The sequence below is a fragment of the Kribbella sp. NBC_00889 genome, assembly GCF_045207705.1.
Taxonomy (GTDB): Bacteria; Actinomycetota; Actinomycetes; order Propionibacteriales; family Kribbellaceae; genus Kribbella.
Genome location: NZ_CP108783.1, coordinates 4,467,567 through 4,492,879 on the forward strand (window position 1 = coordinate 4,467,567; position 25,313 = coordinate 4,492,879).

Here is a 25,313-nt window from a genome sequence, read left to right on the forward strand (position 1 = left end):
GCAGCGCCAGGGCCTACCGTGTCTGTCGTGCAAACGATCGTCGGCGCCGGGTACCACGTGGCGCTGATCGTGGCAGCGGCGCTCTGCGCCAGCGACCTCTTGCTCAGCACGGCGCGATTCGTCCAGACGATCCGGCGGAAGCGCACCGCCGAGCAGGACGTCCTCGGGCGGCGCTGGTTGCCCGTCCCGGAGCTCGGATTCGGCATGTTCGCGTTCTGCTGCCCGGGGCTGGTCACGCTCGGGCTGACCCACCACAACGCCGACGACCTGCCGACCAAGGAGATCCTGCTTGCCGCCCTGGTCTTCGGGTACGCCGGAGCGGTGCTGTCCCGGGTCGTGCGGACTCCCGGACCGGGCGGCCGCCGGTTCCGGCTACGCGCCGGCCTGCTCCTTGGCCTCCCGGCCATCTTCGGCCTGGTCTTCGGCCTCTCCGGCGTCGCTGTCTGAGGCCTGCCGCCGCTGGACCCAGGGCACGATCCGCTCCATCGGCGCGAACGCCAGCCAGCAGACCACGGTCGGCAGGAAGTGGATCAGCAGGATCGCGGTGTTCGCCGCGTGGAACCCGAGGAAGAACAGGGCCCCGAGCAACTGCCACCGCCCCTTGAGCCACAGGATGACCGGGGACAGGAACTCCGCGGTGATCCCGACCCACTGCATCACGTGCAGCATCCACGGATGGTGCAGCAACCACTCCCCGACCGGATGCGGCCGCCGGACGATCGCCCACGTCAGTACGGCGCTCCCCGGCCAGGTCAGCGCCCATCCGGCACTGCGCAGTTTCGCTATCGCGGAAAGGAAGTACGTCGCGATCACGCAGATCTGCACACACCGGATCACCCAACCGGCCGACTCCGATCGCGTCTGATCGTTGTACGACGCTCGTCCGCCGCGACCGGCCTTCACGGTCGGAAGCACCCACAACGCGATCACGAGCGCGAGGTGATCGTGGTCGACCTTCCCGTCACTCATACCGATCAGCACCCACCAGGTGAACGCCGGCGCCACGATCCAGCCGGCGATCCGCGGGAAGTAGTTCGACGCGCCGACCAGGCAGGCCGCGATCAGGACGACGTACAAGGCGGTCGTGTTGAAGACCGTGGGCTTGGGGAGATCGAACATGCGGGCCAGGAGCAACGGCTGGTAGAGCCCGGGATGCTCGCCCTTCAGCCGGGTGTCGCGGACGAAGGCGTGCATGTCCACGATGACGAACAGATAGAGGACAGTCCGCAACCACGCCACCCGGGCGAGCGCGATGGCCGGGGTGAACCAGTTCGCGGCACGGACGGCGACGGTGCGGGCGCTCACTTGCGCACCTCCCAGGTGGCCAGGACCTCCGGTGCCGGCGGTCCTACGACCCGGCCCTCGACCAGTTGGGTGGTGTCACGGATCAACTCGAGCTTCACGTACTTCGGCTTGTCCGGGTGCTTCTTCGCCCACCCGTCCGCGACCTGCTGCAGCAGCGACGGGTCCTTGACGATGTCCCCGGTCCGGGCCTCGATCTCGGCCCGCGCGACTCCGGCGCCCTCGATGTTCAGCGGTACGTCGACCGTCGTTCCGGCATCGGTCTGCGCGCTGATCCGGGTGTAGGTGATGGAGGCGTCGTCGGGCACAGACATCGCGTACTGCGACATCGGGCCGAACGGCCACGCGTCGTCGGTGGCGCGCACCGACCCGTTGATCAGCAGGCCGATCCCGACCAGGGCGACGGCCACCCGTACGCCCTTGCCGACCCGCCCCAGCCGGACGTCCCCCGCCCGCTCCTGCCCATCTCTCACGACCGTCATTAGACCAGACCGGTTTCGGCCGCTCGGCGGTAGGGAATTTTCCATACCATGACCGCCCCAGAAAATTTCCAACCTGCCCGGATGTCCCGGCGCACTGTCCTGCGCGGCGCTGCCGCCTCAGGGGTGCTGATCGGCGGCATCGCCGTCTCGACCACGGCAGCGCACGCCGCCCCCGCGCCGCGCTGTTACACGCGCACCGAATGGTCGGCGCGCCCGCCCAAGTCCGCCACCCAGGTGATCGGCGCACCCGACCACATCGTCATCCACCACACCGCCAGCCCGAACGTCACCGACTACTCGCTGGCGGCGGCATACGCCGTGTCGCACTGGATCCAGGACCTGCACATGGACACCAATGGCTGGATCGACTCCGGCCAGCAGCTCACGATCAGCCGCGGCGGCCATCTGATGGAGGGCCGCAGCAAGTCGCTGTCCTCGATCAGGAACGGGCAGAACGTCCTCGGTGCCCAGACCGCCAACCAGAACAGCCACACGATCGGCATCGAGCACGAGGGCATCTATGTCAGCGAGAACGTGCCGACCGCCCTGTTCGACATGTCCGTGCTGACCTGCGCCTGGCTGTGTACGACGTACGGCCTCGATCCGCATGCCGCGATCGTCGGGCACCGGGACTACAACTCGACCCAGTGCCCGGGCGACGTGTTCTACGCGAGGCTGCCCGAGCTCCGCGACCGGGTGGCCGCGGTCCTCCTCGGCTGATAGGTCACCCTCCGGATCAGGATCTCGAACGGACCGCGGTAGTTCGCGCGCCGCATCCGGTCGGCGATCCACACCGTCGCCAGCCAGGTCGCGACCGCGAGCAGTGCCGTCGTGGTGGTGGAGAGCGTGCGGGACAGATCGAGCAGGTACGGCGTGAAGACCACGGCCCACACCACCGACTGGGACAGATAGCAGGTCAGCGACCGTTGGCCGGCAGCGGCGATCGCCAGGGTGATCCGGTCCTGGCGATCGCGCAGCTTGAGCGCGATCAGAACGATGAGAGCGGCGTACCCGAAGCCGCCGAGGACACCGGATGCGTCATGCAGCGGACCGAGCCGGGTGAGCGCTTCGCCGCTCGGCTGGTCGATCACGCCGCCGACCACCAACGACACCGGGAGTGCGCCCACGACTGCCACTGTGAGGCCGAGGACTGCCGTCGTACGCAGCAGAGTCAGGTGCTCGGCCGGCCGTTCGAGGATGCGCCGGCGGCCGGCCCACAGACCGACCAGGAACGGCGTGATGAACCCGATCCAGCCGAGCAAGGCGATGAACGGCTGCACGACGATCCGGTCACCGAACTGCCCCAGGAAGTCCGGAGGAAGCATCGAGGGATCGCTGGCGTCGGACGCAGTGGCCAGCGAGTCGTCGCTCGGCAATGCGGTGAGGACAAAGACCAGCGCTGCGACGATCAACAGCCAGCGGTCCTTCCAGCGCACGGCCCAGACACCAAGGAAGAGGAGTACGCCGTACGCCGCGAGGATGTCACCGATGTACAGCAGCATCGCGTGCACGAAGCCGAGCACGATGAGGACGAGACTCCGGCGCCACAGCAACGTTCGGATCGGCCACCACTCCTTGCCGGATTCCCGTTGCCGCCGGACGATCTGCGCGACGCCGTACCCGAACAGGACCCCGAACATCGGGAACGCGCGGCCGTCGACGAAGGTCGACAGCACCATCCCCACCACGCGGTCGGCATTCGAGCCGTCCATCGAGAAGCCGCCGAACACGCGCGTGCCGTAGACGAAGTAGTGGGAGTTCGCCAGCGCGATGAACAGCAGCATGAAACCCCGCGCAAGATCGGGTCCCAGCGCCCGCTCCCCCAGCCCGGTCGGCCCACCTTGGTTCGCCATACCCCTGAGTGAACCGAGCCGTCGCCGCCTCGCCATCCACCCAAAGTTCCCGGCCTGGTGAACCTTGGTCGCTGTTTGATGAGCCGCATGGACGACGACGTACTCCGTCGATGGCAGCAGGTCATCGTGTTCACCGGTCTGCCCGGGACCGGCAAGTCGACGCTGGCCGAAGCACTTGCTGTCGAAGCAGCTACTCCGGTCTTCGCCGGTGACTGGTTGCTCGGGGCGCTCAAACCACACGGCGTACTCGGCGGACTGAGCCGGCCGGCCTTCCTGGCGATGTACTACGACCTGCTGGAGACGTTGGTCCGCCGGCAGCTGATGCTCGAGCAGTCGGCGATTGTCGACTGTCTGGTCGACGACACAGTGGCGGACCGATGGGAGAAACTGGCGACGGAGTACGACGCACGGCTGCGGTTGATCGAGTGCGTTTGTACGGACGAAGGCGAGCACCGGCTCCGGTTGGAGGGCCGGCGGCGTGGGATTCCCGGATGGCACGAGGTCGGGTGGGATCACGTGGAACGGATGCGCGTCGAGTACCCGCGGCTGACGCGCGAGCACCTCACGGTGGACGCGATGAATCCGGTCCAGCGGAACCTCCGGCTGGTCCGGGAGTACAGCGGACTCTCGCAAGAGCCGGGGTAACCAGTAATGTGCTCTCGTGCCTCAGCTTCGGGTAGCGCTCGCTCAACTCAATGTGACCGTCGGTGACGTCGACGGCAACACAGAGAAGCTCGTTGCCTGGACGCGGAACGCGGCCGAGCGTGGTGCGCATGTCGTAGCGTTCCCGGAGCTCGCGCTGACCGGCTACCCGGTCGAGGACCTGGCCCTGCGAGCGTCGTTCGTGGACGCGTCGCAGGCCCGGATCCAGGACCTGGCGAAGCGGCTGGCCGACGAAGGGCTCGGCGACATCGTGGTGGTCTGCGGCTACCTCGACCGCGCGACCGGTACGGCGATGGGCATCGACCGGCTCGGCCGGCCGAAGGGCTCCCCGACCAACTCCGCGGCCGTGATCCACCAGGGCCGCGTGATCACGAGCGCGGTCAAGCACCACCTCCCGAACTACGGCGTCTTCGACGAGTTCCGGCACTTCGTTCCCGGCAACACGCTGCAGGTGGTCCGGATCCACGGCGTCGACGTCGCCGTGGTGATCTGTGAGGACCTCTGGCAGGACGGCGGCCCGGTCGCCGCCACCAAGGCCGCTGGTGCGGGGCTCCTGCTCGTCATCAACAGCTCTCCGTACGAGGCCAACAAGGACGACGTTCGCGGCGCACTGGTCCGTCGCCGCGCCCGCGAGGCCGGCTGCCCGCTGGCGTACGTGAATCTCGTCGGCGGCCAGGACGAGCTGGTCTTCGACGGCGACTCGCTGATCGCCGATGCCGAGGGCAAGGTGTTCGCCCGCGCCCCGCAGTTCGAGCAGGGCAGCATGGTGGTCGACCTCGAGCTGGCGGCCCCGACGGGCACGCCGGCCGGCACCCACGAGGGCATCGAGATCGTCCACAAGGTCATCCACGACGCGGCCCTGGCGGCGTACGACCCGATCGCGGCTGCGGTGGCGCCGCGGCTGTCCGACGAGGCCGAGATGTACGGCGCGATCGTCACCGGACTGCGCGACTACGTGCAGAAGAACGGGTTCAAATCCGTCCTGCTCGGTCTGTCCGGCGGCATCGACTCGTCGCTGGTGGCCGCGATCGCCTGTGATGCGGTCGGCGCCGAGCATGTGTTCGGCATCTCCAACCCGAGCGTGTACTCCAGCGACCACTCCAAGGACGACGCGGCCGAGCTCGCTGCCCGGACCGGTCTGAACTACCGGGTGGTGCCGATCCAGCCGATGGTGCAGCCGTTCATCGACACGCTCGGCCTGACCGGCCTGGCGGAGGAGAACCTGCAGGCCCGGGTCCGCGCGGTGATCTGGATGGGCCTGTCGAACGCCGACGGCCACCTGGTTCTTGCCTGTGGCAACAAATCGGAGCTGTCCGTCGGCTATTCCACCATCTACGGCGACGCGGTCGGCGGCTACGCTCCGCTCAAGGACGTACCGAAGACCCTGGTCTGGCGGCTGGCGAAGTGGCGCAACGCGGACGCGAAGGCGCGCGGCCAGCAGCCGCCGATCCCGGAGAACGCGATCGCCAAGCCACCGTCGGCCGAGCTGCGGCCGGGGCAGCAGGACACCGACTCGCTGCCGCCGTACGACCTGCTCGACGACATGCTGGACGACTACGTCGAGCTGGACCGCGGCAGCGCCGAGCTGGTCGCGGCAGGATTCGAGACCGAGCTGGTCAGCAAGGTGATCCAGCTCGTCGATCGCGCGGAGTACAAGCGCCGGCAGTACCCACCGGGTCCGAAGATCACCCACAAGGCCTTCGGCCGGGACCGCCGGTTGCCGATCACCAATGCATGGCGTGAGGACGCACGGAAGGCAGCCGAGCACTGAGCGATTCCTGGCGGTACCGCCCATCCAATGACACCCCGTGGGGCGCTCCTGAAGAGCCCACGGGTCGGTCCGGCTCGCCCGGTGACGGTGTGAGCGATCACTCAGGCACAGCCGGTGGCGCTCACCCTCCGCAACGGTGGGACGATGAAGGCATGGTTGACAACTTCCTGTCGGCCGGTACCCAGGGCGAGGACGAGGAGTTGCCGTCGCCGTACGGGACCGGACCGAAGAACCGGACAACCGAGGAGCACCGCCGCTCGGACTACGACAACGACTCGTGGCGGGACCGGGCCAACGGCCTCGGTCTCGACCCGTCGCCGTCGCTGCCGAACGCCCCCAGGTCCTACGAGCGCGGCCCGGTGCCCCAGCAGCCCTACGTACCCAAGCCGCCGTACCTGCCCGCGGTGCCGCCGCCCCCGGCGCAGCAACCCCAGCAGCAGCGGTACGGCGACCAGCCGCAGAGCCGCCAGTACGGCGATCAGCCGCAGCGGCCTGAGCACTACGGGGAGCGCGAGCAGTCCCGCGCCGACGAGCCGTCGTACGGACAGCCGGCGTACCCGGAGCAGAACCCGTTCCGTCCGCAGCAGCCTGCGCAGCCTCAGCAGACTCCTCCGCCGCAGCAGGGCCGCCCGAGCCCGTTCGGCCCGGGGAGCAACGGCGTACCGCCGAACCGGCAGGCGCAGCCACCGGCGGCCGGTCAGCAGCCGCAACCGCAGCGGCCGCCTGCACCACCGCAGGCCGGCAACGGGCTGACGCAGCGGCCTCAAGGACCGCACAGCTCGAACGGGACCAGCAACGCGAACTGGAGCGGCCAGGCGCCTGCGCAAGGCCCTACTCCGTCGAACGGTCCGGCTCAGAGCAACGGACTCAGCAATGGGTTGAGCAACGGGATCAGCTCACACCAGCCGTCTGGTCAGACTCCGACGACGCCGCCGCCCCCGGCTCCGCCCGCGCAGCCTCAGGGCCAGCAGCAGCAACAGAACCGGCCGAGCACGCCTGCCACTCCCCCGCCCAACCACACGGTGGACACCCCGACCATCACGGCGTACATGCCGGAGTCGATCGAGGGTTACCAGCAGGACTCGGGCAGCAAGCAGGACAACAGGTATCTGTCGGATCCGAGTGCGGAGTACGAGAGCAACGCACCGATGAACGAGCCGAAGCCGTCGGTCGGCGCGCGGCGGCGTGCGGACGTCCAGCAGGACGCCCCCAGCCAGGTGGCGAACGAGCACACGGCTTCGCACCGCGCTGCCCGCAGGGCGCAGGCCATGGCGAGCGCCGGTTCGTCCGAGCTCGGCGCCCCGGTAGCGCCGGCGGACAACAAGCCGTCCGACGGCGGTGGCCCCGGTGAGGCCGGCAAGCGGCCGCGGCGGTACCGCATCCACCACCTGCGGGACATGAAGAACCGCGGCGAGAAGTGGGCGATGCTGACGGCGTACGACCAGTACACCGCCGAGATCTTCGACCGGGCCGGCATTCCGGTGCTGCTGGTCGGCGACTCCGCCGCGAACAACGTCTTCGGCTACGACACCACGCTGCGCGTGACCGTCGACGAACTGATCCCGCTGGCGCGCGCCGTCGCGGGCGCGGTCGACCGGGCGCTGGTCGTCGCGGACCTGCCGTTCGGTTCGTACCAGGCGTCGCCCGAGCAGGCGTTCCACACCGCCGTCCGGTTCATGAAGGAGGCGGGCGTGCACGCGGTCAAGCTGGAGGGCGGCCGGACCGTCGTACCGATGGTGGAGAAGCTGACCCAGTCCGGCATTCCGGTGATGGCGCACATCGGCTTCACACCGCAGAGCGAGCACAGCATCGGCGGCTACCGCGTGCAGGGTCGTGGCGACCAGGCCGCCGGCCTGATCGACGACGCGGTCGCACTGGCCGAGGCGGGCGCGTTCTCCGTCGTACTGGAGATGGTCCCGGGCGACGTCGCCGCGGAAATCACCAAGCGCGTCACGATCCCGACCATCGGCATCGGAGCCGGCCGCGACACCGACGCCCAGGTGCTGGTCTGGCAGGACATGGCGGGGTTACGGTCCGGCACCATGCCGCGCTTCGTCAAGCAGTACGCCGACCTCCGCGGAATCCTCACCGCAGCAGCCACCACCTACGCCGCCGACGTAGCCGCAGGCACCTTCCCCTCCGACGAACACACCTTCTGAGAAACACCCGCAAAGAGCTGCCGCCGCGCGGCGGCAGCTCTGCTCTGTTCAGAGCATCCAGCGCGGGCTGCTCCAGGCGAGTCCCGGGGTCTGCAACACCTCGTGGGGGCCTGAGACAGGTCATGCTGTGTTGTGGGCCACCAGTTGCTGTTCCGGGCCACGGCGGCATCCTTCGGCTGGTGGGGGAACGGGCCGGTCATGTAAGCCGGATTCTGTCGAGTGCGATCATCCATCTACGGTGACCGTTGCCGGGCACCTCCAGCGGCCTACCCGCGAGCTCGGGCGGGCAGCCCTCGAACGCTCGCGCGAGTGGTGGTTGCCCACCGCCCTTCTTGGCCTTGCTCCACGTGGGGTTTACCGAGCCTCCGCAGTCACCTGCGGAGCTGGTGGTCTCTTACACCACCGTTTCACCCTCACCCGCACTCCGATGAACCACGGGGTTCATCGAAGCCGCTGGCGGTCTGTTCTCTGTGGCACTGTCCCGCGGGTTGCCCCGGGTGGGTGTTACCCACCACGCTGCCCTGTGGAGTCCGGACTTTCCTCGGCGCCCGCTGTCGCGGACGACGCGATCGCCCGACCGACCCGTTCCTCGGTTCAGGATACGGCCTCGGCGGACACTTCCGGCCAGCGCCCGTCGGAGCCTCGCTCGTACGGGCGGACGTCGACGACCGCGTCCAGGTTCAGCGGGCCATAGATGTGCGGGAAGCTGATGCCGATCCCGTCCAGGTCCTCGTCGCACAGGGCGGACACCAGCCGCCCAGTGTCGATCACCAGCAGGCACAGTGGCTCGGCCACGTCCTCGTACACGAAATTCGCGACCATGGCGACCTGCTCCGGCCGCGAGGCGTGGATGAACGTCGCCCCGTCATCGAGGGACTTGCCCCGCGTCGACCACCGATAGCTGCCGGTCTCCTGCGCAGCCTCCCAGTGCTCCACGAACGCGATATGCAGAATCGTCGCCATGCTCACAGGCTAGTGCTGCCCGCGCTCCGGATCGCGGATCACCGCAGCACGGTTTGGTCGACAGACAGCCCTCGGTACGGCCGGTGCGTCGATTAGGGTGCTCGGCATGGCCAAGGATGAGACCACCGAGTCCACGACCGACGCGACGGACGAGAAGAAGAAGCCGGCGACGCCGACCGACGACCTCGTCACCTCGCAGCACACCCTGACCATCGAGGGGCGCGAACTGCAGTACACCGCCACCACGGGACGGATCGTGCTGAAGCAGGAGGTGCTGACCGACGGCAAGTTCGACGGGCATCAGGCGAAGGCCGAGGTCTTCCTGACCGCGTACACCTTGGACGGCGCCGATGCGGCCGAGCGGCCGGTGACGTTCGCGTTCAACGGCGGGCCGGGTTCGTCGAGCATCTGGCTGCATCTCGGACTGCTGGGCCCGCGCCGCGTGGTCTCCGGCGACGCGGGTGAGCTCGCGCCCCCGCCGTACGGGCTGGTGGACAACGCGGAGACTCTGCTGCAGCACAGCGATCTTGTCTTCATCGACCCGGTGTCGACGGGCTACTCGCGCGCGGTCGAGGGCGAGAAGCCGGGCGACTACCACGGCTTCACCCGCGATCTGGAGTCGGTCGGCGAGGTGATCCGGTTGTGGACGTCGCGCAACGGACGCTGGATGTCGCCGAAGTTCCTGGCCGGCGAGTCCTACGGTACGACGCGCGCCGCCGGACTCGCATCGCATCTGCAGGAGCGCTACGGCATGTACCTGAACGGCGTGATGCTGATCTCCGCCGTGCTCGAGTTCGGCACACTCGACTTCACGCCGGGCAACGATCTGCCGTACACGCTCTACCTGCCGACGTACGCCGCCATCGCGCACTACCACGGCCTGATGCCGGACCGGACGCTCGAGGAGGTGCTCGCCGACGCGGAACGGTTCGCGGCCGGGCGCTACCCGAATGCGCTTGCCCAGGGCAACCGGATCCCGGAGGACTTCCGGGCCGAGGTGGTCGGCCGGATCGCGGCCCTGACCGGGCTGACCGAGGACTACATCGACCGGGTCAACCTGCGGATCGAACACATGCGATTCTTCGGCGAGGTACTGCGGTCCCGTCGGCAGACCGTCGGCCGGCTGGACGGCCGCTTCACCGGCTGGGAGGCGGACTACGCCGGTGAGACGCCGGCCAAGGATCCGTCGTTCAGCGCGATCATCGGGCCGTACACGGCGGCGCTGAACCACTACGTGCGGGTGGAGCTCGGCTACCAGAACGACCTGCCGTACGAGATCCTGAGCATGGACGCGGCGAAGAACTGGTCGTACAAGGAGTTCGAGGGTCAGCAGATCACCGTCGCGGAGAAGCTCGCTGAGGCGATGCGGGTGAACCCACATCTCAAGGTGCACGTCGCCTGCGGTCACTACGACGGCGCGACGCCGTACTTCGCCACCGAACACACCCTTGGTCGCCTGCAACTCCCCGCCGAACTGCTCGGCAACATCGAGACGAAGTACTACCCGGCCGGTCACATGATGTACGTCCACGACCCGTCGCGCGTCCAGCAGTCCGAAGACATCGCGACGTTCATCCGGGGCGCCTCCAACCGATGACGCCACCGATGCTGACCCTCGTCCGTCCGGCCGGTCCGGTCGAGGCGCCGCGGGTCGAGGGTGTCGTGCTGCGTCCGCCCGTGGCGGCGGACACAGCGGCGTTGGGCCGGTTGTACTTCGAGGCCTATCCGCCCGGCGCGGCGTCGGCGTCTGAACAGGAGGCGATCGAGGACATCGCGCTGACCTTCGAGGACGCTTACGGGGTGCTCGATCCGCGGCTGAGCCGGCTGGCTCTCGTCGGTGACCGCATGGTCGGCGCGATCCTGGTCGTCCAGCGTGCACCGTGGCCGGACACCCCGGACTGCGCGTTCGTCATCGAGTTGTTCACCGCGCCGACGCATCGGCGGCTAGGCATCGCCCGGCTGCTGTTGAGCGGCTGCTCCGCGGACACAGTGGCGCTCCGCGTCGACGACGACAACACCGCTGCCCTCACGCTCTACCGCAGGTTCGGCTTTCAGGACGGGTAGATCCGGAAGCCCTTGAACGTGCGATGCTCGAGTGAGCGCGATCGGGGTCCGCCGGCAGACTCGGCCTTGCACAGTGCGAGCACGCCCGGAAGATGAGCGTGCTCGTACTGTGTGGCGGTCACGGGAGGGTCAGGACTTCGGCGCCGGTGTCGGTGACTACCAGGGTGTGTTCGAACTGGGCGGTGCGGGACTTGTCCTTGGTGGTGGCGGTCCAGCCGTCGTCCCAGAGGTCGTAGTCGTAGGTGCCGAGGGTGAGCATCGGCTCGATGGTGAACGTCATGCCGGGCTCGATCACGTCGTCGAAACGCTCGTCGTCGTAGTGCGGGATGATCAGGCCGGAGTGAAACGCCGTGGCGATCCCGTGGCCGGTGAAGTCGCGGACCACGCCGTACCCGAAGCGCTTGGCGTAGGACTCGATCACCCGCCCGATGATGCTGACCTTCCGGCCCGGCCTGACTGCCTTGATGCCGCGGTTGAGCGCCTCCTGCGTGCGCTCGACCAGCAGCCGGCTCTCCTCGTCGACGTCGCCGACCAGGAACGTCCCGTTGGTGTCGCCGTGCACACCGTCGAGGAACGCCGTGATGTCGACGTTGACGATGTCGCCGTCCTCGAGCGGACGGTCGTCCGGGATGCCGTGGCAGATCACCTCGTTCACCGACGTACACAGCGACTTGGGATAACCGCGGTAGCCGAGCGTCGACGGGTACGCACCGCGCTCGATCAGATACTCATGGCCGATAGCGTCCAACTCGTCGGTGGTCACACCAGGCTTCGCCGCCGCACCGACCGCCTGCAAGGCCTGCGCGGCCAGTTTGCTCGCGACGCGCATCCTGTCCACCAACTCCGGCGCGGTCACGTACGAACCGTCGTACGGCGTCGGAGACGGCTTGCCGACGTATTCGGGGCGCGGGATGGATGCGGGTACTTCGCGGCGCGGCGAGATGATGCCGGGAGTGATAGTCGACATGGTGAGATCATTCTAGTGAGCTGCGACAAGACTCCCAGGAGGTGGTCATCCAGATGAGCGACGATCACAGCAACGAGTGGTACTACAACGTCAAGACCGGCAAGGTCGAGCCGTACCAAGGGGAGAAGGCCGGCGACCGGCTCGGGCCGTACAACTCCCCCGAGGAAGCTGCTCGGGCACTGGAGAAGGTCCAGGAACGCAACGAGGCCTGGGACAACGACCCCAAATGGGACGACGACTGACCGCAACTGACACCGCGCACCTGACGACGCACTACTGACACGGCGCTGCGCAATGAACACGCACCAAGGGGCACCACCGATCTCGGTGGTGCCCCTCGGTCTTGGTTTCGTCGACGTCGCGCGAGTGCGGACGCCGGGCTCAGCGGGTGACCCGCCGCGCGGTGGTCTTGCGGGCCGGAGCCTTGCGGGCCGGGGCCTTCTTCGCCGCGACCTTGCGGGCGGGCGCCTTCTTGGCGGCGGTCCGCTTCGCCGGGGCCTTCTTGGCGGCGACCTTCTTGGCCGGAGCCTTCTTCGCCGCGGTCTTGCGAGCCGGAGCCTTCTTCGCGACGGTCTTCTTCGCCGTCGTCTTGCGGGCCACGGTCTTCTTCGCGGCCGTCTTGCGGGCCGTGGTCTTCTTCGCCGGCGCCTTCTTCGCGACGGTCTTCTTCGCGGTCGTCTTCCTCGCGGCGACCTTCTTGGCCGGAGCCTTCTTCGCCGTCGTCTTCCGCGCTGCGGTCGTCTTCTTCGCAGCAGTGGTCTTCTTGGCGGCCGTCTTCTTGGCTGGCGCCTTCTTTGCCGCACTCACCTTCTTCGTCACTGTTTTCTTCGCTGCGCTGACCTTGCGCGCGGACGTCGTCCTTGCGGCGCTGGCCTTCTTCGCGACAGTCTTCTTGGCGGGAGAAGCCTTTTTGGCTGTCGCCTTCCCTGCGGCTGCCTTCTTGGCTGGCACTCTGCCTCCTTGGTGCGGCTGAGGAAAACCACGGTGGATTCCTCGTCGTCACGATGATGACAACACTTGGTGCGTACGTAAAGCACCCGAAACGTCCGCAGGTTAAGGCGTCCTGGTCGCAAAGCGGCGCGCAAATGCCGAAAATCCTTGTGCAGAAGGGATTCCGCCGCGCTATGAGGATGCCCGAGGGACCGGATAATTTCTTGGCGACACGCGCACAAAGTTCGTGTCGAAGCACGCAATCGGCGAGTGTTGTCGTCGGCAACGGCCTTCGCGAAGTGAGGTGACAGACGTGCGAGACAAGCCGCGAGACGACCTCGGAGACGTCGTGGAGACGCCGTCCGAAGTGCTGCGCGTGGTCAGCATCGTGCCCTCGTTGACGGAGTCGATCGCAGCAACGCACGCACACCTGATCGTTGGTGCGACCGACTGGTGTACGCATCCCGCGGACCTCGATGTGACGCGCGTTCGCGGCACCAAGAATCCCGACGTCGAACTCATCGCAGCACTCGCGCCGGACGTCGTGATCGCGAACGCCGAAGAGAATCGCGTCGTCGATCTCGACGCGTTGCGCGGTCGCGGAATCGCGGTGTGGGTGACCGCACCGACGACCGTCGACGAATCACTCGACTCACTCGAACGCATGCTGTCCGCGATCATCGGCGGCGTACCCGACTGGTTGACCAGCGCTCGTGCGGTGTGGAGTTCGCCGTACGACGGAATACGCCGGCGCGCGGTGATACCGATCTGGCAGCGGCCATGGATGGCGTTGGGACGCGACACGTTCGCGGGTGATCTGCTCGCCCGGATCGGTATCGACAACGTACTGCGGGATTCCGGCGAACGTTATCCGCGGTTCGATCCGGACGCGTTACCCGACCACGATCTCGTCGTACTGCCGGACGAGCCTTATGCGTTTTCCCCCGGCGACGGGCCGGAAGTGTTCGCGCAGCCCGCGCGCTGCGCGTCGGGCCGGCACCTGACTTGGTACGGCCCGTCGTTGCTGGAAGCACGGGAAGTGCTCGGCGGACAGCTGGAGTGACGTCCGCCACGATCCCTGCCCGCTCAGCTAGACGGTTAGGTATGCCTCACCTACACTCGCTGCGTGCCGTCGATGACCGCGAAGAAGAAGTGCTGCAAGGACAAGCCGAGGTGCAAGAAGTGCCCGGTCGTCCTGCTGCGGCTGTCGAAGGCCGGCTGTGCGGAACGGCTCGATCGCGTGCACTACGAGGTCGACAAGAAGGTGCCGAAGAAGGTGCTGAAACAGGCCCGCAAGCGCTGACCGGGGATCAGGACGCGCGGCGCAGGGTGATCGCGTCGACGGCCCGGCGCAGCAGTCCCGGGATCGTGACGTGCGCGGCGCGGCCGGTCGCCTCCAGTTCGTCCGCGTGCCACCAGCCGTGTGCGCTGATCGTCTCCAGTTCGAGCTCTTCCTGGTTGGCGAACGTCACCTCGACGCCGTCCACCCCGATCGCGAAGAACGTCTGCCGCTGAATGATCGGGCAACCGCCCCACTCGAACTCGATCGTGTTCGTCGCGACCGGATCGCCGAGCGAGTCCGGCGGCAGCACGATGCCGACCTCCTCGCGAAGTTCGCGCGTGCCGGCTTCGGCGAGCGTTTCCCCGTCGTTCACCGCGCCGCCGATGGTGAACCAGTACGGCGTCTGCGGTTTCAGCGGATCCCAGCCGTGCAGCAGCAACACCTTGCCGTCCGGACGCACCGGCAGCACGCGCGCCGTCGTCCGTCGGACGACGGTGCCTGGTGGTGGCAGACGTGGATCGGTCACATGACAAAACGCTAGACGACGTAGGACATCCGCCGCTGCGCGATGCGGCGCGTCTCACACTGGTTGCCGTGGACACCTACGATCGAAGCCATGACAGCGCGTATCGGTTTGGGTCTGGCGGCATTGGGGCGGCCCGGGTACATCAATCTCGGGCACGACGAAGACCTTCCGCCGGCGCGTGCGGTCGAGGACCTTCGCCGGCGTACGCACGATCTGCTCGACCGGGCGTGGCACGCCGGTGTCCGGTACTTCGACGCCGCGCGTTCGTACGGACTCGCCGAGACGTTCCTCGGTGAGTGGCTGACGCCGCAACGCCGTACCGAACTCACCATCGGCTCCAAGTGGGGCTACACCTACGTCGCCGACTGGCGGACCGATGCCGGGACGCACGAGGTGAAGGACCACTCGCTCGCGACGTTCGAACGGCAGTGGCCGGAGACCCTTCAAGCGCTTGGTGGACCGCCGGACTTCTACCTCGTGCACAGCCTCACGTCGGACAGCCCGGCGCTCGGCGACAAGCAGCTGCTCGACCGGCTGCAGGAGCTCGCGGACAGCGGCGTACGCGTCGGATTGTCCACCAGCGGACCGCACCAGGCCGAGACGCTGCGCACGGCGATCGAGCTCGACGGGCCGTTCAGTGCGGTCCAGTCCACCTGGAACGTGCTGGAGACGTCCGCCGGCGCCGCGCTGGCCGAGGCGCACGACGCCGGCTGGTTCGTCGTCGTCAAGGAAGTTGTGGCGAACGGACGCCTGACCGCGAAGGCGGGCGAGACGCCGTTCAACGCGTTCGCCCACCAGCACGGCGTCGCACCGGACTCGCTCGCGATCGGCGCCGCCGTCGCGCAGCCGTGGGCCGACGTCGTACTCAGCGGCGCGATCACCGCCCAGCAACTCGCGAGCAACCTTGCCTTCCACGTCGACGGCCCCCTTGTCGAGTTCGTCCAGCAACCCGACGAGTACTGGACCGAGCGCTCGGCCCTCCCCTGGATCTAGTCCTGGCGACCCAACACGGTCAGGTCGACCGCGGTGACGGTGAACGTCATCGCGTCCGGCCCACGACCGTAGGTGGAGTACGTGTGATGGACGTCGTCACCGACCTTCAGGAAGCAGCTCAGACCATGCAGGTCGAACGGCTGCTCGCTCTGCACGTGCTCGTTGTTCGGCAGCAGGTCCCACTCGGCCTTGGTGCGGTAGTTGTACTCGAACGGCACCACCGAGTCGTCCAGCGTCACGTGGTAGTCGTAGTTGAAGTCGCTCCCGTACGACGAGTACCACGGGACGGTCCAACCGTGCTCGGCCTTGTACGCGGCCAGCTTCTCGTACGGCGCCCGAGACACCAGCGCGAACGTCGTGTTCAACCGGTGCAGGTTGTCGAGGGAACCGATGTCGTCGACGAAGCCGGTGCAGTTGCGGCAGCCGCCCTCCCACTCCGGCTGGAACATGAAGTGGTACACGACCAACTGCGGCCGGCCCTCGAACAACTCCCCCAGCCCGAGTTCGCCGTCCGGCCCGGTGAAGTCGTACGGCTTGTCCACCAGCACCATCGGCAACTGCCGACGTCGCGAGTTCAACGCGTCCCGTTGCCGGGTGAACTCCTTCTCCTCCGCCAGTAGCGCCTTGCGCGCGACCAGCCACTCGTCCCGGGACGCGACATCCGGAAGGTTCATCGCCACTCCTCGATCGATCAGCACTGATATCGGTCACGTCGGAGCGGATCTGCCGGGTTCGACACCCCGAGCCAGGATCCACGGATCGAGGCTCTGGGTGAGACGCTTGGGATATGGCCCGCAGAGGGATGCGACGGATGCGCACGGGGATCGTGATCCTGGTGCTGTTCGCTCTGCTCGGCGGCAGCGGGTACGTCGGCTGGGTGCTGGTGAAGCGGTCTGAACCGGTGTCCCTGCCCGACCCGACCGGGACCTTCCAGGTCGGTCGCCGGACGTTCGAGTGGACCGACACGGTCCGCCGCGATCCGTACGGCGAAGGCCCGCGGAAGCTCTCGGTGTGGCTCTGGTACCCGGTGGCCAAGAGCACCACCGGACGCCACGTGGAGTACGCGCCAGGCCTATGGAACGGGCTGCACCTGAAGTCACCGATCGCAGTGTTCCAGGGCCCGTTCAACGGCCTGCAGGACCACGCGCTGGACCGCGCGACCATCGCCCCCGGGCGCTTTCCGGTCGTCGTGCTGATGCCGGGCATGGGGCTGTCCGCACCGATGTACGCCAGCCTCGCCGAGGAACTCGCCAGCCACGGCTACCTGGTCGCCGGCGTGACTCCGACGTACAGCGCGAACCTGACCGTCCTCGACGGCCAGACGGTCAAGAGCACCGCAGCCGCCAACCCACCGAATCTCGGCGAGACCTCGGACGGCGCGCTCGAGGCCGGCGACCACCTCGTCACCACCTGGGCCGCCGACGCCCGCTTCGCCGCTACCACCCTCGGCAAGCAGTTGCCGAACAGCGTCGAGACCGGGATCGGTACGTCGTACGTCGGCCACTCGTTCGGCGGCGCGGCCTCACTGGAGGCGTGCCGCACCGATCGGCGGTGTGGCGCCGCGGTCGACCTGGACGGACTCCAGTTCGGCGAGGTGGTGACGAAGGGCGTGCACGCGCCGATCATGCTGCTCGGCGCGGACGACTCGTGCATCACCAGCGTCTGCGGCCCGGACGCGAAGAACGACGACGGCCGGGACCGTGCCCTGTCGTTGCTCAAGGCAAGCACAGGGACGGCGTGGTGCGCGACCATCCCGGGGACGCGGCACTTCAACTTCACCGACTACGGCGCCTACTACCTGGCGCTGCCGCTGCGGAAGTTCCTGCCGCTGGGCAGTGTGGGCCCGCGCCACGCACTGGCCGTCATGAACGGCTACGTCACGACGTTTCTCTCGCACGCCCTCTACCGGACCGCGGCGCCCGGCGCGCCGACCTGCGCGGACTGAGCTCAGCCCAGGTCCAGCTCATAGGTCTGGCCAACGAGCTCCAGACCCCAGGAGTCATGCGGCTCGGAGCCGGTGAGGCGGAAGCCGCGGGCCAGGTAGATGTGACGCGCCGCCACCAACGGATCGTTGGTCCACAGCACCATCCTCTTGTAGCCGGCCGCGCGCGCGAAGGCGAGGCACGTGTCGACCAGTTCGGCGCCAAGCTTGAGACCGCGGGCGTCCGGCGTCACCAGGAGCAGGCGGAGTTGGGCGGTGGTCTCGTCCGGCCCACGGACACAGAAGATGCTGCCGGCCCGTTCCCCCTCCACCTCGGCGATCCACGCGGCCTCGCGATCGTCGTCGTGCTCGCTCGCGTACGTCGCCACGATCCGCGTGATCAGCGCCTCGTACTCCAGACCCCAGCCGTACTCCGCCGCATAGATCTCCGCATGCGCCTGCACCACCCACCCGAGATCTCCCGGCTTGCCCAGCTTCCTGATCGCCTTCGTCCGGCTCATCCAGTCCACCCAATCTACTGACACGACTGTTTCAGTAGGTGATACTAGCTCCGTGCCGTCGACGAAGCCAGCCCCCTCCGCGCGTCAGCAGGAACTGCTGGAGCGCGCCTACGCCTACTCGCTCAGCCACGGACTGGCCGACCTGTCCCTGCGCCCGCTGGCCACCGCGATCGAGTCCAGCCCCCGGGTGCTGCTGTTCCTGTTCGGCAGCAAGGACGGCCTGATCCGCGCCCTGCTCGCCCGAGCCCGCGTCGACGAACTCGAACTACTCCGCCAGATCGAGGCCAGCTACGACGAACCACCCGGCCTGACCGTGGTCGCGCGAGAGCTGTGGACGTGGCTGGCCGAGCCCGAGCGCCGGCCGTTGATGAAGTTCTGGGTGGAGGCGTACGGGCGTTCGCTGGTCGCGCCGGACGGCCCGTGGGCGGACTACGGCCGCTCGACCGTCGACGACTGGCTCGAACTGCTCAAGGGGAGTCAGCCCGATCCCCGTAGCCCGGCCGCGGAGGCACGCCGTACCGGCGTACTCGCGTTGCTGCGCGGCGCGCTCATCGACCTGCTCGCGACCGAAGACCTGGACCGCACGACAGCGGCCGTCGAGGACTACCTACGGGGCTAGCTCGAAGGCGACGGTGCGCTTGGCGATGTCGGCCTCGACCAGCTTCACGCGGATCGCCTGACCGAGCGGCAGGGGGACGCTACCGGTGACGCGGCCTTCGATCGCGACCGTGGAGAGGGCGACGACGCCGCGGGTGGTGTCGCGCTCGTCAACGTCGGTGATCACGCCCTCGAACTCCGTCCCGATCCGGTCGGCCACCAGACCGGCCTCGACCATGCTGACGATCGAGCGTTCGTACGCGTTCGCCCGGCGGTCCGCCTCGTCCATCGTCTTCGGGATCTCGTCCATCGACTCGCGCACCCAGGCCGGCACCTCGGTGCCGGCGGACAGCGCCACACAGATCTCGCCGGTCCACCGGTCCACCAGCCGTCGCAGCGGCGCGGTGACGTGCGCGTACTCCGCCTTCATCGCGGCATGCTGCGGCCGCTCCGGCACACCGCCCGCGAACGCGACGTACCCGGCGCCCCGGAACAGCACGGTGCAGGCAGCCAGCATCGCCGCGTGCGCCGGCACCTTCGGCTGCAGCCCATGAATGAACTGCGCGTACGACGTCCCGTCCGGCCAGGTGATCCCCAGCGCTTTGGCGGTGTGCTCGAGCTTGTGGCGCAGGCTGTCGTGCGATTCGGGCAGCGTCCGCAGGATGCCGATCTTGCCCTTCATCATCAGCTCGGCAGCGGCCATGCCGGTGAGGAGCGAGATCTGCGCGTTCCAGCCCTCGACCGGCAGCGGTGCGCGGAACTCCAGACCCCAACCATGGTTGGAGGTGACGACCTCCTGGTCCGGGATGGGCAGGTTGACTCCGCCGCGCTCGAGCTCACGCTGCTCACGCAGTGTCCCGACCTCGCGAAGCAGTTGCAGCGACTCCGACGCGTTGCCGGCGTCGAGGTCCTTCTGCACGCCGGCGTAGTTCAGCTTGGCCCGGGACATCACCAGCGCGCGCTCGCAGGTGACGCCGGTCCCCTCGCCCGTCGCGTCGACCGTGATCGTCCACAGCAACGCGGGACGCACTCCGTCCGGCAGCAGTGACGCCGCGCCTTCGGACAGCTCCGGCGGGTGCAGCGGGGTCCGCTTGTCCGGCGCGTAGAGCGTCTCGCCGCGGCGGCGTGCCTCGAGGTCGATCGGGTCGCCGGGCTGGACGAAGGCGGCGACGTCGGCGATCGCGTAGTGAACCGTGTAGCCGTCGCCGGTGCGCTCGATGTGCAGGGCCTGGTCGAGGTCCATCGAGTCCGGCGGATCGATCGTGACGAACTCGAGATCGGTCCGGTCCAGCTCGGGCAGCCGCGGGTTCTTCGCCGCGTGCAGTGCTGCCGCGACCACGTCGTCCGGGAACTCCGTCGGCACCTCGAGCTCACGCCGGATGTCCTGCAGCGACGCCCGGAACACCTCGGGCACGTCCTCGGCAAAGTGAACCCTCTGAAGCGGCACGTGGGGCCCTCCGTCCTTCTCAGCGCACGACGTGTGCGTGGGGTCAGACTAACGAGGGTTGCACATTGAAGGAGCGGAGTGACGCGAGGCCGTCGGCGTACCAGTGGATCTCGGTGATGGTCGCGGGGCGCAGCTCCATCCGGAACACCGACGCCATCGGTGCCTGCAGCACCGACCGGACCATCAGTTTGATCGGCGTGACATGGGTGACGACGACAACGGTCTTGCCCGGGTAGCGGGTCAGCAGTCCGTCCCGCGCCGACCGGGCCCGGCGCGCGCACGCGTCGAACGACTCGCCACCGGGCGGCGCGACAGAGGTCGAGCCCAGCCACGCGTTCATCGCATCCGGCCACTTCTGCTGCACCTCGGCGAACGTGTGCCCGTCCCAGTCGCCGAACGAGCACTCCACCCAGCCGTTGTCCACCACCGGCTCGAGCCCGAGCTTGCCGGCGACCGCGTCGGCCGTCTGCCGCGCCCGCACCATCGGCGAAGTCACGAGAGCGTCGACACCACCGATCCGGGACAGGTACTCGGCGGCGGCCTGGGCCTGCGCCCGACCAGTGTCACTGAGCGCGGGGTCGTCGCCGCCGGATCCCGAGAACCGCTTCTCGACGGTGTGCGGCGTCTCGCCGTGCCGCAGGAAGATGAGCTGCGTCGGCGGCTCGGCTTGCGGACCCCAACCCTGCAAGGCTTTCTGGAGATCCGACGGTTCCTTGACTGCCGCCGGCCCGGGTCCGCCGGCCTCCGGCTTCAGCGGGATCGGTACGCCGTCCAGCGCGTTGTTCGCCAGCGCGTCGGCCGCGGAGTTCTGGGCCCGGGGCACCCAGGTCCACTCGGTCCCGAACGGCGCCAGGCCTTGCGCCTTGATCGCCAGCGGCTGCAGGTCCGGGTGCTTGATCTTCCACCGGCCGGCCATCTGCTCGATCACCAGCTTGGAGTCCATCCGCACCTCGATCGAGGCGTCCGGCGCGTACTCCGCGGCCAACTGGAGCCCCGCGATCAGTCCGGAGTACTCGGCGACGTTGTTGGTCGCGATCCCCAGCGTCTTGCCGTCCTGCGCGATCACCTCGCCGGTCGCCGGATCCCGGACCAGCGCGCCGTACGCCGCCGGTCCCGGATTCCCGCGCGACCCACCATCGGCTTCGACAATGACGTGCTGGTAGCTCATCCACGTCCTCGCTTCGCTCCGGGCGCGGATGAGGCACAAGACGCACTGTGCTTGACGATGAGCTCGCTCCGCTCGCTCATGCGCTGCTCTCCGCGGTCCGGACCAGGATCCGTCCGCACTCCTCACAGCGCAGTACGGAGTCCGCCGGGGCGGTCTTGATGCGGTTCAGGTCGGACGGCGCCAGCTCCATCCGGCAGCCCATGCAGCGCTTGCCGACCAGCGGCGCGGCGCCGATTCCGCCGTTGTGCTCGCGGAGCCGCTGGTACTGCGTGATCAGGGCATCCGGAAGCTCGGCCGCCACCCCGGCGCGCTTGTCGCCGAGCCCGGCACGCTGCTCGTCGAGCTCCTTCAGCGCGGCGTCGCGGCTGGTCTCCAGCTCGGACTGCCGGCCGGCGAACGCCTCGGCGCGGGTGCGCAGATCGAGCTGGACCGCCTCGGCGGCCTCCAGCTTCTCCATCACCTCGAGCTCGGCGTCCTCCAGGTCGGAGATCCGCCGGTCCAGCGACCCGATCTCGTGCTGCAGGTTCTCCAGGTCCTTGGCCGACGTGACCTGACCGGAGTCCAGCCGCTGCTGGTTGCGTGCCTTGCGCTGCCGCACCTGGTCGACGTCGCTGTCGGCCTTCTTCTGCTCGCGCTGCAGGTCGCTGACCTCGGTGTCGGCGGTGACCAGGTCGCGGTCGACCACGGACTTCTCCGCGGTCAGGTCGGCAAGTGCCTTGTGCTCCGGCAGCGATTTGCGCTTGTGCGCGACCTGATCCAGCTGCAGGTCGAGATCCTGCAGGTCCAGCAACCGGCGTTGGACGGCGGGCTCGGCGTTCAGAGTCGGCTCCTTCAGTTGTGTTTCAGCTGCACTCAGAACCGCAGGGTCCAGGCGTCCGTGCAGAGCGTCGAGATGTGAGTGTCCACGGTACTGCCTTGTGCTGCCAACCCTTCGAGGAGGAGTCGTTCGGCGTCGCGCAGCCAGGGCCACTCGCTGGCCCAGTGCGCGACATCGACCAGCGCCGGGCCTTCGTCGTACGCCTGTGCCTCGGTCGCGGGGTGATGCCGGAGATCGGCGGTCACGTACGCGTCGACGCCTGCGGCCCGGACCCGCTCGAACTCCGAGTCCCCCGCTCCCCCGACGACGGCGACCGTCTCGATCGTCCGCTCCGGGTCCCCCGACACCCGTACGCCGTGCTCAGTGCGCGGGAGGTGATCGGCGACCAGCCGGGCGAAGTCCCTCAGTGGCAGCGGTGCCGAGAGCGCGCCGACGCGGCCGCCACCGCGCTCGCTCGGCAGTGCTGCCAGCTCGTAGATGTCGAAGGCCGGCTCCTCGTAGGAGTGCGCCGCCTTCAGCGCCTCGACGACAGCCCGCCGCTTGTGTCGCGGCAGAATCAGCTCGAGCCGGTTCTCCGGCACGACCTCGATGTCGCCGACCTGCCCGATCGTGGGGTTCGCGCCCTCGAGCGGGCGGAAGGTCCCTTCGCCGATGCCGCTCCAGGCGGCGCGCTCGTAGTCGCCGATCTGGCCGGCGCCCGCCTTCGCCAGGGCGTCGAGCATGGTTTGCGTCTCGTCGACCGGCACGAACACGACCAGCTTGTCCATCGGGTCGGACGGCATCGCCTTGAGCGGACGCGTGTCCTGTAGGCCCAGGGCCGCGGCCAGCGCGTCGCTCACGCCTGGGTTCGCGTTGTCCGCGTTGGTGTGGCAGACGTGCAACGCCGTACCGCTCCGGATCAGGTCGTGCACGACCCGACCCTTCGGCGTCGTTGCCGCCACGCTGTTCACGCCGCGCAACAACAGCGGGTGGTGCGTGACGAGGAGATCGAAGTCGCCTCCGATCGCCTCGTCCACCACCGCGCGCATCGGGTCGACGGCGAACAGGATCCGTCGTACCTGCTGCTCCGGATCGCCTGTGACCAGACCGACCGCGTCCCAGGACTCCGCCCAGGCAGGGTTGTAGAGCCGGTCGAGTACGGCGATCACGTCAGCAAGCGTCGGAGTCACGGCCCCCATCCTGCCGCATCAGATCAGCCAGGCTGTGGTGTCACTCGGGAGCTTGTCGCCTTCCAGCGGACCACTCGACAGCACGACCGCGGCGTCCGGCAGCTCGACCGGCGCCGCACCGAAGTTGGTGATCGATTGCCAGCCGCCGGGACGGGTGAAGTGGAGGACCCAGTCGGTGCCGTCGACCCAGGTGAGCGAGTTGCCCGTCTGCAGTCCCCGGCGTACTGCGAGGGCCTTGCGGTACAGGCTCAGCGTCGAACTGACGTCGCCCTCCTGCGCCTCGACGGAGTACCCACCGAACCACTTCGGCTGCAGCAGGTGCGACCCACCCGAGCCGAAGCCGAACGACAACCCACCGACGGTCCACGGGATCGGCACCCGGCACCCGTCACGGCCCTTCTCCGCACCCTTGGAGCGGAAGTACGCCGGGTCCTGCAGGTTCGCCGCCGGCAGCTCGCCGACCTCCTGCAGCCCGAGCTCCTCCCCCTGATACAGGTACGCCGATCCGGGCAGTGCCAGCATCAGCAGCACCGCGGCGCGGGCTCGGCGCAAGCCCAGCTCCACGTCGACGGTCGGCTCGGTGCCGTTGCTCAGCAGCCAGGCCTTGCCGTCCTGCCACAGTCCGGACGGATCCTTCGGCAGGCCGTAGCGGGTCGCGTGCCGGACTACGTCGTGGTTCGAGAACACCCAGGTCGAGGACGAGCCGTTCTGGTCGGCCAGCGCGAGGTTCTCCTCGATCACCTGGCGGAACTTGTCGTACTCCCAGTCGGCCTGCAGCAGGTCGAAGTTGAACGCCTGCCCGAGCCCGTCTGCTCTCGCGTACCGCGCGCGGCGCGACGCCGGGACGAACGCCTCGGCCACGGCGGACCGGGGCGGGTCGTACTCGTTCAGGACCTGCCGCCACTCGCGGTAGATGTCGTGTACGCCGTCGCGGTCCCACAGCGGGTGCAGACCGTACGACTCGGACACTCGAGGCAGCGCGGCCTGCGACGGCATCGGCTCCGCCAGGTCCTTCATCAGCGCGTGCGCGACGTCCACCCGGAAGCCGTCGACACCACGGTCCGACCAGAATCTCAGCGTCTGGAGGAAGTCCTCCCGAACCTCCGGGTGCTCCCAGTTCAGATCCGGTTGCTCAGCCGCGAACATGTGCAGGTACCACTGGCCGTCGTCGGTCCGCGCCCAGGCGGAGCCGCCGAACACCGATTCCCAGTCCGACGGCGGCTGGTCGCCGTCGCCCTCCCGGAAGATGTACCGCTCCCGCGCGGGCGAGCCCTTCGGCGCGGCCAGCGCCTCGGTGAACCAGGCATGCCGGTCCGAGGTGTGGTTCGGCACGATGTCGACGATCAGCTTGATGTTCGCCGCGTGTAGCGCGTCGACCAGTTGGTCGAAGTCCGCCAGGGTGCCGAGCCGTGGGTCCACGGCGCGGTAGTCGTCGACGTCGTACCCGCCGTCGGCCAGCGCGGATGGGTAGAACGGGCTCAGCCAGACAGCGTCGATACCGAGGGTCTCGAGGTACGGCACGCGGCTGACGATGCCCTGCAGGTCGCCGAGACCGTCGCCGTCGGAGTCGGCGAAGCTCCGCGGATAGATCTGGTAGACGACCGCCTGCCGCCACCAGTCGGCATCGTTCGTCAACTGCTTGCTCGTCATCAGCGCCTCACTGAAGTCGTCTGCAGATAGTTGTCACTGGTTAATATAGAGTCTAAATTTAGATCCTG

General features: G+C 68.3%; 27 protein-coding genes and 1 other RNA gene. 13 read left to right on the top strand and 15 right to left on the bottom strand.

The window, feature by feature from the left end; genetic code table 11:
• Positions 1 to 27: 27 nt before the first annotated feature.
• Complete coding sequence (locus OG817_RS21540; RefSeq protein WP_406057226.1) at positions 28 to 447, top strand: hypothetical protein; 420 nt, start codon at positions 28 to 30, stop codon at positions 445 to 447.
• On the opposite strand, the gene OG817_RS21545 is transcribed toward OG817_RS21540, so the two are convergent.
• Positions 373 to 1,305 (bottom strand): hypothetical protein, encoded by a 933-nt coding sequence (locus OG817_RS21545; protein ID WP_406057228.1) that lies wholly within the window; start codon positions 1,303 to 1,305, stop codon positions 373 to 375. The two genes, OG817_RS21540 and OG817_RS21545, sit on opposite strands and share 75 nt — an antisense overlap.
• Positions 1,302 to 1,784 carry a hypothetical protein gene (locus tag OG817_RS21550; RefSeq protein WP_406057230.1) on the bottom strand — a complete coding sequence of 161 codons (483 nt, stop codon included), beginning with the start codon at positions 1,782 to 1,784 and terminating at the stop codon, positions 1,302 to 1,304. Before OG817_RS21550 ends, OG817_RS21545 begins: the two co-directional genes overlap by 4 nt.
• A gap of 81 nt (positions 1,785 to 1,865) precedes the next feature.
• Between OG817_RS21550 and OG817_RS21555 the strand changes: the two genes are divergently transcribed.
• The gene (locus OG817_RS21555) at positions 1,866 to 2,504 is read left to right on the top strand and encodes a peptidoglycan recognition family protein (RefSeq protein ID WP_406057232.1); all 639 of its coding nucleotides are present in this window, start codon (positions 1,866 to 1,868) and stop codon (positions 2,502 to 2,504) included.
• Here OG817_RS21555 and OG817_RS21560 read toward each other — a convergent pair.
• Positions 2,450 to 3,637, bottom strand: coding sequence for a DUF418 domain-containing protein (locus OG817_RS21560; protein ID WP_406057234.1), 1,188 nt, complete (start codon positions 3,635 to 3,637; stop codon positions 2,450 to 2,452). The genes OG817_RS21555 and OG817_RS21560 overlap by 55 nt on opposite strands.
• A gap of 87 nt (positions 3,638 to 3,724) precedes the next feature.
• Here OG817_RS21560 and OG817_RS21565 point away from each other — a divergent pair, with 87 nt between their 5' ends.
• The 3 genes from OG817_RS21565 (at position 3,725) to panB (ending at position 8,230) form a co-directional block, all read left to right on the top strand.
• Entirely contained in the window at positions 3,725 to 4,282 is a 558-nt protein-coding gene (locus OG817_RS21565) for an AAA family ATPase (RefSeq protein WP_406057236.1), read from the top strand.
• Between the two features lie 16 nt (positions 4,283 to 4,298).
• Positions 4,299 to 6,071, top strand: coding sequence for an NAD+ synthase (locus tag OG817_RS21570; protein WP_406057238.1), 1,773 nt, complete (start codon positions 4,299 to 4,301; stop codon positions 6,069 to 6,071).
• Between the two features lie 152 nt (positions 6,072 to 6,223).
• Entirely contained in the window at positions 6,224 to 8,230 is a 2,007-nt protein-coding gene (panB, locus tag OG817_RS21575; protein WP_406057240.1) for a 3-methyl-2-oxobutanoate hydroxymethyltransferase, read from the top strand.
• Positions 8,231 to 8,414: 184 nt separating this feature from the next.
• Here panB and rnpB read toward each other — a convergent pair.
• Both rnpB and OG817_RS21585 read right to left on the bottom strand, forming a co-directional pair.
• An RNA gene (rnpB, locus tag OG817_RS21580) (RNase P RNA component class A) lies at positions 8,415 to 8,815 on the bottom strand.
• A gap of 9 nt (positions 8,816 to 8,824) precedes the next feature.
• Complete coding sequence (locus OG817_RS21585; RefSeq protein WP_406057242.1) at positions 8,825 to 9,193, bottom strand: DUF952 domain-containing protein; 369 nt, start codon at positions 9,191 to 9,193, stop codon at positions 8,825 to 8,827.
• A gap of 106 nt (positions 9,194 to 9,299) precedes the next feature.
• On the opposite strand from OG817_RS21585, the gene OG817_RS21590 reads away from it, so the two are divergent.
• Both OG817_RS21590 and OG817_RS21595 read left to right on the top strand, forming a co-directional pair.
• Positions 9,300 to 10,790, top strand: coding sequence for a S10 family peptidase (locus OG817_RS21590; protein ID WP_406057244.1), 1,491 nt, complete (start codon positions 9,300 to 9,302; stop codon positions 10,788 to 10,790).
• Positions 10,787 to 11,257 carry a GNAT family N-acetyltransferase gene (locus OG817_RS21595; RefSeq protein WP_406057246.1) on the top strand — a complete coding sequence of 157 codons (471 nt, stop codon included), beginning with the start codon at positions 10,787 to 10,789 and terminating at the stop codon, positions 11,255 to 11,257. Before OG817_RS21590 ends, OG817_RS21595 begins: the two co-directional genes overlap by 4 nt.
• A 118-nt stretch (positions 11,258 to 11,375) precedes the next feature.
• On the opposite strand, the gene map is transcribed toward OG817_RS21595, so the two are convergent.
• Entirely contained in the window at positions 11,376 to 12,224 is an 849-nt protein-coding gene (gene map / locus OG817_RS21600; protein ID WP_406057248.1) for a type I methionyl aminopeptidase, read from the bottom strand.
• 53 nt (positions 12,225 to 12,277) lie between these two features.
• On the opposite strand from map, the gene OG817_RS21605 reads away from it, so the two are divergent.
• The gene (locus OG817_RS21605; RefSeq protein WP_360447853.1) at positions 12,278 to 12,466 is read left to right on the top strand and encodes a hypothetical protein; all 189 of its coding nucleotides are present in this window, start codon (positions 12,278 to 12,280) and stop codon (positions 12,464 to 12,466) included.
• Positions 12,467 to 12,605: 139 nt separating this feature from the next.
• Here the strand turns inward: OG817_RS21605 and OG817_RS21610 are convergent, their stop codons facing one another.
• On the bottom strand, positions 12,606 to 13,175 hold the full coding sequence (locus tag OG817_RS21610) for a histone H1-like repetitive region-containing protein (protein ID WP_360447855.1): 570 nt from the start codon (positions 13,173 to 13,175) through the stop codon (positions 12,606 to 12,608).
• Positions 13,176 to 13,467: 292 nt separating this feature from the next.
• Here OG817_RS21610 and OG817_RS21615 point away from each other — a divergent pair, with 292 nt between their 5' ends.
• Both OG817_RS21615 and OG817_RS21620 read left to right on the top strand, forming a co-directional pair.
• Entirely contained in the window at positions 13,468 to 14,217 is a 750-nt protein-coding gene (locus tag OG817_RS21615; RefSeq protein ID WP_406057250.1) for a helical backbone metal receptor, read from the top strand.
• Between the two features lie 63 nt (positions 14,218 to 14,280).
• The gene (locus tag OG817_RS21620) at positions 14,281 to 14,457 is read left to right on the top strand and encodes a hypothetical protein (protein ID WP_360447898.1); all 177 of its coding nucleotides are present in this window, start codon (positions 14,281 to 14,283) and stop codon (positions 14,455 to 14,457) included.
• Between the two features lie 7 nt (positions 14,458 to 14,464).
• On the opposite strand, the gene OG817_RS21625 is transcribed toward OG817_RS21620, so the two are convergent.
• Positions 14,465 to 14,962, bottom strand: a complete 498-nt coding sequence (locus OG817_RS21625) for an NUDIX hydrolase (RefSeq protein WP_131350493.1) — start codon at positions 14,960 to 14,962, stop codon at positions 14,465 to 14,467.
• Between the two features lie 90 nt (positions 14,963 to 15,052).
• On the opposite strand from OG817_RS21625, the gene OG817_RS21630 reads away from it, so the two are divergent.
• Positions 15,053 to 15,955, top strand: a complete 903-nt coding sequence (locus OG817_RS21630) for an aldo/keto reductase (protein WP_406057252.1) — start codon at positions 15,053 to 15,055, stop codon at positions 15,953 to 15,955.
• Here the strand turns inward: OG817_RS21630 and OG817_RS21635 are convergent.
• Entirely contained in the window at positions 15,952 to 16,629 is a 678-nt protein-coding gene (locus OG817_RS21635) for a DUF899 domain-containing protein (RefSeq protein ID WP_406057254.1), read from the bottom strand. The two genes, OG817_RS21630 and OG817_RS21635, sit on opposite strands and share 4 nt — an antisense overlap.
• Positions 16,630 to 16,766: 137 nt before the next feature.
• On the opposite strand from OG817_RS21635, the gene OG817_RS21640 reads away from it, so the two are divergent.
• The gene (locus OG817_RS21640) at positions 16,767 to 17,900 is read left to right on the top strand and encodes a hypothetical protein (RefSeq protein ID WP_406057256.1); all 1,134 of its coding nucleotides are present in this window, start codon (positions 16,767 to 16,769) and stop codon (positions 17,898 to 17,900) included.
• A gap of 2 nt (positions 17,901 to 17,902) precedes the next feature.
• Here the strand turns inward: OG817_RS21640 and OG817_RS21645 are convergent, their stop codons facing one another.
• Positions 17,903 to 18,397 carry a GNAT family N-acetyltransferase gene (locus OG817_RS21645; protein ID WP_406057258.1) on the bottom strand — a complete coding sequence of 165 codons (495 nt, stop codon included), beginning with the start codon at positions 18,395 to 18,397 and terminating at the stop codon, positions 17,903 to 17,905.
• 52 nt (positions 18,398 to 18,449) lie between these two features.
• Between OG817_RS21645 and OG817_RS21650 the strand changes: the two genes are divergently transcribed.
• Positions 18,450 to 19,016 (top strand): TetR/AcrR family transcriptional regulator, encoded by a 567-nt coding sequence (locus OG817_RS21650; protein WP_406057261.1) that lies wholly within the window; start codon positions 18,450 to 18,452, stop codon positions 19,014 to 19,016.
• On the opposite strand, the gene OG817_RS21655 is transcribed toward OG817_RS21650, so the two are convergent.
• The 5 genes from OG817_RS21655 to OG817_RS21675 all read right to left on the bottom strand — a co-directional run bounded on the left by OG817_RS21655 (position 19,005) and on the right by OG817_RS21675 (position 25,245).
• Entirely contained in the window at positions 19,005 to 20,441 is a 1,437-nt protein-coding gene (locus OG817_RS21655; RefSeq protein ID WP_406057263.1) for an RNB domain-containing ribonuclease, read from the bottom strand. The genes OG817_RS21650 and OG817_RS21655 overlap by 12 nt on opposite strands.
• A gap of 43 nt (positions 20,442 to 20,484) precedes the next feature.
• The gene (locus tag OG817_RS21660) at positions 20,485 to 21,609 is read right to left on the bottom strand and encodes a bifunctional RNase H/acid phosphatase (protein WP_406057265.1); all 1,125 of its coding nucleotides are present in this window, start codon (positions 21,607 to 21,609) and stop codon (positions 20,485 to 20,487) included.
• A gap of 76 nt (positions 21,610 to 21,685) precedes the next feature.
• Positions 21,686 to 22,399, bottom strand: coding sequence for a zinc ribbon domain-containing protein (locus OG817_RS21665; RefSeq protein ID WP_406057267.1), 714 nt, complete (start codon positions 22,397 to 22,399; stop codon positions 21,686 to 21,688).
• A 62-nt stretch (positions 22,400 to 22,461) separates the two neighbouring features.
• Complete coding sequence (locus OG817_RS21670) at positions 22,462 to 23,595, bottom strand: Nif3-like dinuclear metal center hexameric protein (RefSeq protein ID WP_406057268.1); 1,134 nt, start codon at positions 23,593 to 23,595, stop codon at positions 22,462 to 22,464.
• An 18-nt stretch (positions 23,596 to 23,613) separates the two neighbouring features.
• Positions 23,614 to 25,245, bottom strand: a complete 1,632-nt coding sequence (locus OG817_RS21675) for a glycoside hydrolase family 13 protein (protein ID WP_406057270.1) — start codon at positions 25,243 to 25,245, stop codon at positions 23,614 to 23,616.
• Positions 25,246 to 25,313 lie beyond the last annotated feature (68 nt).

Excerpts from the sequence above, each read along its gene's own strand:
- OG817_RS21550 (WP_406057230.1), bottom strand. The coding sequence starts at position 1,784 with ATGACGGTCGTGAGAGATGGGCAGGAGCGGGCGGGGGACGTCCGGCTG.
- OG817_RS21555 (WP_406057232.1), top strand. The coding sequence starts at position 1,866 with ATGTCCCGGCGCACTGTCCTGCGCGGCGCTGCCGCCTCAGGGGTGCTG.
- OG817_RS21560 (WP_406057234.1), bottom strand. The coding sequence starts at position 3,637 with ATGGCGAACCAAGGTGGGCCGACCGGGCTGGGGGAGCGGGCGCTGGGA.
- OG817_RS21565 (WP_406057236.1), top strand. The coding sequence starts at position 3,725 with ATGGACGACGACGTACTCCGTCGATGGCAGCAGGTCATCGTGTTCACC.
- panB (WP_406057240.1), top strand. The coding sequence starts at position 6,224 with ATGGTTGACAACTTCCTGTCGGCCGGTACCCAGGGCGAGGACGAGGAG.
- OG817_RS21585 (WP_406057242.1), bottom strand. The coding sequence starts at position 9,193 with ATGGCGACGATTCTGCATATCGCGTTCGTGGAGCACTGGGAGGCTGCG.
- OG817_RS21590 (WP_406057244.1), top strand. The coding sequence starts at position 9,300 with ATGGCCAAGGATGAGACCACCGAGTCCACGACCGACGCGACGGACGAG.
- OG817_RS21595 (WP_406057246.1), top strand. The coding sequence starts at position 10,787 with ATGACGCCACCGATGCTGACCCTCGTCCGTCCGGCCGGTCCGGTCGAG.
- map (WP_406057248.1), bottom strand. The coding sequence starts at position 12,224 with ATGTCGACTATCACTCCCGGCATCATCTCGCCGCGCCGCGAAGTACCC.
- OG817_RS21605 (WP_360447853.1), top strand. The coding sequence starts at position 12,278 with ATGAGCGACGATCACAGCAACGAGTGGTACTACAACGTCAAGACCGGC.
- OG817_RS21630 (WP_406057252.1), top strand. The coding sequence starts at position 15,053 with ATGACAGCGCGTATCGGTTTGGGTCTGGCGGCATTGGGGCGGCCCGGG.
- OG817_RS21635 (WP_406057254.1), bottom strand. The coding sequence starts at position 16,629 with ATGAACCTTCCGGATGTCGCGTCCCGGGACGAGTGGCTGGTCGCGCGC.
- OG817_RS21640 (WP_406057256.1), top strand. The coding sequence starts at position 16,767 with ATGCGCACGGGGATCGTGATCCTGGTGCTGTTCGCTCTGCTCGGCGGC.
- OG817_RS21645 (WP_406057258.1), bottom strand. The coding sequence starts at position 18,397 with ATGAGCCGGACGAAGGCGATCAGGAAGCTGGGCAAGCCGGGAGATCTC.
- OG817_RS21660 (WP_406057265.1), bottom strand. The coding sequence starts at position 21,609 with ATGAGCTACCAGCACGTCATTGTCGAAGCCGATGGTGGGTCGCGCGGG.
- OG817_RS21675 (WP_406057270.1), bottom strand. The coding sequence starts at position 25,245 with ATGACGAGCAAGCAGTTGACGAACGATGCCGACTGGTGGCGGCAGGCG.